Source organism: Helicobacter saguini, assembly GCF_000762875.2.
GTDB classification, from domain to species: Bacteria; Campylobacterota; Campylobacteria; order Campylobacterales; family Helicobacteraceae; genus Helicobacter_A; species Helicobacter_A saguini.
On the sequence record NZ_JRMP02000010.1, the window covers coordinates 82,474 to 90,002 of the forward strand.

The following is a 7,529-nucleotide window of genomic DNA, read 5'->3' on the forward strand; positions in this document are numbered from 1 at the left end:
ATAAATAATGAAAAATAGGCTAGATTCTACAAATAAAAATGTTACTTTAGATAAAAAAGATTCTAATAGTATTATAGAATCTAAAAACCTAAACGCCGCCTCTATAAATGAAAAAGATTCTAACGACCAAAATTTCGCCACACACAAACAAGATTCTATCACAAAATGGATTTTAGCAAATATCTCCTTTATGCTACTTGTATTTTCGCCCTTAAATGTGTATGTTAGCGGACTTTATGAGTTTGAGCTAGAGTATATGATGCCGACAATTTTAGTGCTTTTTGGCTCATTTTTGCTACTTTATTTTTCGCTAATTTATTTGTGTAGCTTTTTTAATGGCTTTAGATTCTATAAATTTATTGTGATATTTTTTAATATTTTGTTGCTTGTTGGCTTTTGTTATACATTTATTTTTGTGGGTGATTATGGGCTTATGAGTTATTTTATCTTTGATAAGTTGCCTAGTGTTAGCAAGACGCAAAGGGTAATTGATATTTTTGTGATTATTTGTTGCATTGTTTTAGGATATTTTTTACTAAAATTTAGATTCTATATCAACACACTAAAAGTTCTATTTATTGTAATGTTTTGCATTTCAAGTTTAAATATTTATAAGGTTATAGAATATATTATAACGCATAAAAATATGTCATTGCGAGAATTTTCACAAGAAAATTCGTGGCAATCCATTGAAAAAATGTGTAACATAGAATCTAATTTTCAAAATAATATAGATTGCCACGAATTTGTTAGCACAAATTCTCGCAATGACGACCTAAAAACAGACCCTGTATTTAACTTTTCTACAACGCAAAAGAATATCTTAGTAATAATCCTAGATAGAGCCGATGGCTATTACTTTAAGGAGCATTATAAAAATCATAAAGATTTATTTGCTAACTTTACTGGATTTACATATTTTCCTAATGCTATATCTACTTCAGGCTCGACACTGCCTACTTTGACTAGCATTATCGCTGGAAAGTATTACACCGCTTATAATATTAATAACCGCAAAGTAAAAGATTCACTAAGTAATGAAATAGCTCGTGGCTATGCTTCAATCCTAAATGCCTTTTATGATTCTAATTATGAAGTGGGCGATATACTTGATTATCCACTTGATTACAAAGACTTATATCCATTGCTAAAAGATAAAAATAAAACAACTTATGATTTTAAAAAATATGATGATATATATAAACTCATACATAAAGATACTGCTTTTGCACTAGATGATAATGCTAAGATTCCATTATCTAGGCTTTTTTCTATCGGTATTTTTAAGTTTGTCCCCTACTTTTTACGACCTGCTATATATAAAGAAGGTAGGTGGTTTTTTAATACAAATATACCTGTGGGCTTTGGCTCATATATCGTTATGGAATCTTTTAGAGATTTTATCTCAAATACCGCTAGTAAGCCGACTTTTAAGTTTTTCCACTTAAGCATTACACATCCGCCTTACATCGTAGATTCTAACTGCAATCCTACGCTACCAACAAATAATCACAAAGATACTGAAATATGTGCTATAAAAATGCTAAATCAAATAATAGAAAAAATGAAAACCTTAGATATTTATGATAATACGCAGATTTTTATCCTAAGCGACCACGGCATAGAATCTAGTGCATTGCCTATTCATTACAATTTGACAATTCCATTTTTTTACAAACCTTTTAATGCTAAAGGAAATCTAAAAATAGATTCTAGCAATATTGTAAATTATGATATTGCAAGTATTTATTGTGAAAATATTGCTAATTTGTCGCCCTGTCCTAATGTAGATTCTAATATCTTAAAGCATTTGGATAAAAAGCGAAATATTCTAACCTTTAGAATCAAAGACTGGGAAATAGAAAAGCAAGGCAAAAACGAATTTTATTTAAAGGATTTTTACATATTTAAAGGCGGAGATATTTATGATTCTAAAAACTGGGAAAGTGTGAAAGAGAGTGATATAAATAAAATACAGAATCTAGATTCTATAAAGCATTGAAAAAATAGGGCGGTGGGCGGACGACAGGATAAAATATTTACAACCTTAAGGGCGGCTGGGCGGGAATAGATAAAAGAAAATATTTTAGTTTATAGAATCTAGATTCTATGTTTTATAAAAATAGGGTGGTCGGGTGGGCGTTAGGTTATAAATTTTAGAATCTAGATTCTATTTACCGACTAAAACATTCGCAGTTACACTCTTTAACTTAATCTTAAAAATGGGTGGTAGGGTGGGAATAGATTAATTTAAAGAGTGTAACTGCGAATGTTGCGTAATAGATTCTATCACTAATTAAAAAAGGGTGGTGGGCGGGAATTTCATCCAAAAAGGGTGGTGTGGGCGTTTAGGATGAAACAACTTAAGATTCTAAAAAACTACCACCCTTAAGGTAAAAAAATATATAAAAAGGAAAAAAATGAATTTTTTAGGACATTTCTACGCTTTTTTAAGCGTTTTTATTTGGTCATCACTTTATATTTCTACAAAGATACTTTTAGAATCTTTTGACCCGCTCGAGTTATTATTTTTACAATTTATCATAGGATATATTACACTTTTTATAATGTATCCAAAATTTAATATTTCCAAAAACGACATTAAAAATCCACTAAAATTTCTACAAAAAGAAAAAAACTATATCCTAGCCGCCCTATTTGGCATTTGTTTTTATAATCTTTTTTTAAATCTTTCAATGATTCACACAAATGCTTCAAATGTCAGCGTGATTATCGCTACCGCGCCACTTTTTAGTGCGTTAATTAGCTTTATTTTTGGCATTGAAAAGCCGCAAATTTATTTCTTTTTGGGCTTTTTTCTTTGCATTTTTGGCATTTTTTTGCTTAGTTTTAATGGCGATTTTAGAATCTATTTTAATATTAAGGGCGATATTTTGGCGTTTCTTAGTGCATTTAGCTGGGGTGTTTATGCGGTAATTATTTCTAAAATAAACTCACAAAATTTAATACTTTCCACTAGAAAAATTATATTTTATGGAATCTTATTTATACTACCAGCTCTATTTTTCATAACTTTTGATACTAAAATATTAGATTCTAAAACCCTAGCACATTTATTATTTTTAGGCATTTTCTCAAGCGGAATCTGCTTTATTTTATGGAACAAAGCCACGCAACTAATCGGCGTCATCCACACAAACATCTATGTCTATCTAACGCCCATAATCACAATCTTTGCCGCCTTTATATTCTTAGATGAACCCCTCACACTCTACATAATCTTAGGCAGCCTAATCACAATCTTTGGCGTCCTCCTAAGCGAACACCGCCTAACCCCCTAAACCATTTTAAAAATATTGTCATATATATGTATTTTTATGATAGAAATTGTATTATGTTTGTTTTTTGTAGTATAATTATGAACTTTATTTTGTGGGTCTTTTGGGGGATTTAGGATGAGAGTTTCAAGTGTGGTTAGTCAAATTGTTTGTTATGTAGAATCTAGATTCTATAAATTTATAAAAAGTGTGAAAGATTCTATAAGAGAGAATGGCAGTGTGGAATCTAGATTCTATAAAATAGTGCATTTTTGTTTAAGAATGCGTAGCAACGGGGGGGGGGGGGTAACACCTGTTGCAAAATCTAGACTAGATTATAAGATAGATTCTGCTGTGGTGCAGAATGTGGAATATAGTCAAAAAGTTATTGTAAGCAAAATAAGATTAGATTCTAAATTTTATAATGATATAGATTTTATACAAGAAAATAAGGATGTAATTGTAAGTAAAACGAAGCATTCCGCTCAACGAAGTATGGATTGCCACGCCTTGCCACAAAACACTTGTAACAAGTCTCGCAATGACGACAAAAATATAGAATCTAGATTCTATAAAAAAGCACTAAAAAGGATAAAAAAGCTAGATTCTATAGAATCTAAAAATATAAGAAAATCTACAAGTGTAATAGAATCTAAAAGTATAAAGGTATTGCTTGGTAGTGCTTTATTGCTTAGTGGTAGTGCGTATGCGGCGATAGATATTACAAATTATATTTACAACTTTCAAAATCAGCAAAATAATACTAATCAAGGGAATGCTGATGGTATTTATTATAGCGTGGATATGAATACGTGGAGGACTGCTTGCACTATCTTTACTCCTTGTGAAGTAACTATGGAATTTCTAAATGGCACATTAATACTAGGTAATAATAGCAAAAATCCAAATAATGTAAATGGTAATACAAACTTTGGGAAAGATGGTTTTTTAGGATTCACACAAGCTGAGTTTTACGCTAAAGATATATATCTTACTGGAAATATGATAAGTGGTAATGGTATAGCCACAGGTGGTGGTGCTACTATTAATATCAATGGGACTAGCCAACCTGTAACAGGTGGGGCTTTGCGTAATGGGAATATTACAGCGGAAAGCCTAAATATATTTGTAAAAAGAGCTGGGACGCAAGGCTCTGCTACTAGACTACAAGCTAAGACTATAACGATAAATAATTCAAATCTGCGTATAGGAAATGTAGATGGTGCAGACTCTGGTATCCATATAGGTAATCAAAATAACCATAATGAATCAGAAATGATAACAATCAATAATACGCATGTAACAGGCGATGGCGGTGTGTTTCGTGTGTATGCTAAAAATTCTAATTTAAATTTTAGTGGGTTAAATGGTGATGGCGGGACGTTTGATTTACGCTTTGCGAATTATAGTAATTTAAATTTTAATGATGAGAGTATAAATGTAGCAAATTTTAATTTTTATGCAAAAGATACGAATTTACACGGCGATATGCAAAAAGGGCATATAAAGACTGAAAATGGTGTGCAGAATTTCTATGCTGAAATGTTGCGTTTAAGAAAGGGTATGAATACTAATCAGCAGCTTAGTGCGAATAAAATTGATATAGGAAATTTGCAATTTTGGATACCTGATTTTGCTGGGACTTCTCATGCTGGGACATTAACATTTAATGCTATCGCAAAAGATTCTATAAACATTATAAATCTTTTGACTAGACAGGCTGGTGGTGGTAGTGGCTCTACTATAAATTTTTATGCTAAGAATACACTAAATGTAGCAAATGATATAGTTATGAGTGCACAAATTGCTGGTATTAGTGATAGCCATTTTAGAATCGAGGCAAAAGATGGTGCTACATCTTATGATATAAATGCTAAAAATGTATATTTTGATGGTGATAATGTAACAGGTGCGTCAAAGGCATATCTTGTCTTAGATGGTAAAAATGTGAATATCACAGGCAGTATGTCTGGTAGAACTCAAAATCATATAAATGTATATGCAAGTGAAAATATAAATATTAATAATATCAATTTCGCCCAAGATATATGTATAACTGAGAGCTGTGGTGGTAGTATAAACTTAGGTGCTACTAAAAATGTATATATAAAAAGCATAGAGGGCAGGACAAATGAAACTGAGGCTGGTATAAGAGCTGGTAACTCTGTAAATATAAAATCTCAAAATATGTATATAGGCAAAATGGAAGCTATATCTTTGGTATTACCAGACTTAATAGATGGAAATAAGTCTAAGCTTGATTTTAGCAATGTAACAGGAGAAAAGGTTATAGATGATGCGTATATGCGTTATGGCTCAGTGTTTGGAAATAACTTTCATATTAATAACTTAACAATATGGAAAGGAAAACTTGATAGAGTTACAAGTCTTCATCCACAAATCTTTGATGCAGTATCTAGGTTTGAATCTAATATAGGTAAAAGCTTTATAAATAGCGTAGGCTTAGAAATAGCCACAAGTAATACAAGCGATGCCGCTGCATTATGGTTTACTGGTGGTGGTGATATATTAAATATGAATTATGTAAATGCTAGAGCTAGCTCATATTTAAACGCACAAAGTATAAAAGAGCAAAATATAAATCAATTTGATATAGCAGGAGCAGATGCGTTTTTAGGTAATGCTATATTTAATAATATCACTTCTACACGCACACAATTATGGATTACTGCTAACTCACGTATAACTGCTAATGCGTTAAATATAAATGAAACATTGCACTTAAAAAACTCTAGTGTAAATGCAGGAGCAATGACAATAAATGTAAGCAATAGTCCAACAGGCTTTGATGTCAATCAAGATTTTAGCAAATATCTAAAACTAGATGTAGATTCTAAAACACTAAAAAGTATGAATGCAGGTGATTTAGCAAATCTAATAGAGCAGAATAAAGATAAAATCACAGCGGATAATCAAAATGCAAGTGGGACATATATTACTACAAGTGATAATAAAAGCTATGTGTTGCTCCCTGGCATTAAACAAATAGGCATTGAAGGCTATAATAACGCAATAAGTGCTAAAAACGCAGGGAATCTATTAATAGAGCAAACAAAACTAGAAAAAGGCGTAGTAGGAAACTATGGCGTAATAAAGCTAGATAATAGATGTGATGAAAGCACAAAGCAATGCACCACAGGGCAAACAGCAGAGCTAGGGATAAATGGCGACTTAAAAAACTATAATACAATAGATATAGGTGCTGGCAGCAAGACATTAGTAGTAGGAAATGTATATAACGAAGGAAATATAGTCTTTAGAGTGCAATCAGACGTAAATAATCTTGCTGAATCTAGAAATGGGCAGCTAGTCGTAAATGATGGCTCATTTAATATCGATGTAAGCCCGGGTAAAGTTGGCGGAATGCGAGCTGATATTACAAGTGCGAATAGTTTGGCAAATCTGCGTTTGAAAAAAGATGGCGATGTCGCTTTGAATAGTAACACTTATCGCCTTGTAGAAGTAAATAACGCAAGAATTAATTATGTTTATACTTATGGTGATTATACCACGACATTTACCGCTGGACTAAATGGACAAGCTAGTATCAATACGATAAAAAATAATGGTGAGCAGTGTAATAATGCAGATTGTGAAACTAATTTAGGCAATGATACCCAACAAGAAACCAAATGGACGCAAGGCGGGCTTAAAAACCCATGGGATATGGATAAGTCGCAGGTAGATTCTAATAATGGCGGAAAAGTAGAAAAGCCTTTGGGTGAAAATATGAATAATGATTCTATCTTAGGGCGTCCAAGTGATGAAGAGATTAAAATAGAAAAGCCAAGCCAAGCGGATAAATATGCTGATTGTAAGATAAATGGCACTGAAAAATATTGCGGCTTTGGTAATGATAAAAACGCTACTGAAGCTGAACGTGGCTATGACTACGCAATAGAGCGAATGAAAAATAGCTTTACTATCACTTATCAAGGGGGCAACATCGATGGCAAATATTTGCAAGTAGAAAAGGTTGTAACCCCACAAGTTATCGGCTTTAATGTGATAAAAAAGGAGATTTTTAATCCTAGCGGGAGTGAGATTCCATTATGTAATGCTGAATCTAGCAGCTTTGATTGCGTGCTTTATATGGAAGCAGGTGGGAATAATAGCTGGATAAATGCACTAAAAAAGGAGAGCAAAAATAGCTATAACATTTTAAAAGATTTATTTTATAACGAAAATAGCGAGCTTTTAATGCTTATTCAGCTTGACCAAAGCCTAGCT

The 7,529-nt window shown here is 32.1% G+C and carries 3 protein-coding genes; all 3 read left to right on the plus strand.

The genetic code is table 11. The features are described 5' to 3' along the window. Positions 1-7: 7 nt before the first annotated feature. The gene (locus tag LS64_RS07430; protein WP_034572207.1) at positions 8-2,002 is read left to right on the plus strand and encodes a sulfatase-like hydrolase/transferase; all 1,995 of its coding nucleotides are present in this window, start codon (positions 8-10) and stop codon (positions 2,000-2,002) included. Positions 2,003-2,420: 418 nt separating this feature from the next. Continuing rightward, positions 2,421-3,302, plus strand: a complete 882-nt coding sequence (locus tag LS64_RS07435) for a DMT family transporter (RefSeq protein ID WP_034572204.1) — start codon at positions 2,421-2,423, stop codon at positions 3,300-3,302. Between the two features lie 114 nt (positions 3,303-3,416). Further along, positions 3,417-7,529 (plus strand): vacuolating cytotoxin domain-containing protein (locus LS64_RS07440; protein WP_138127297.1); only part of this gene is annotated, 4,113 nt, incomplete at its 3' end.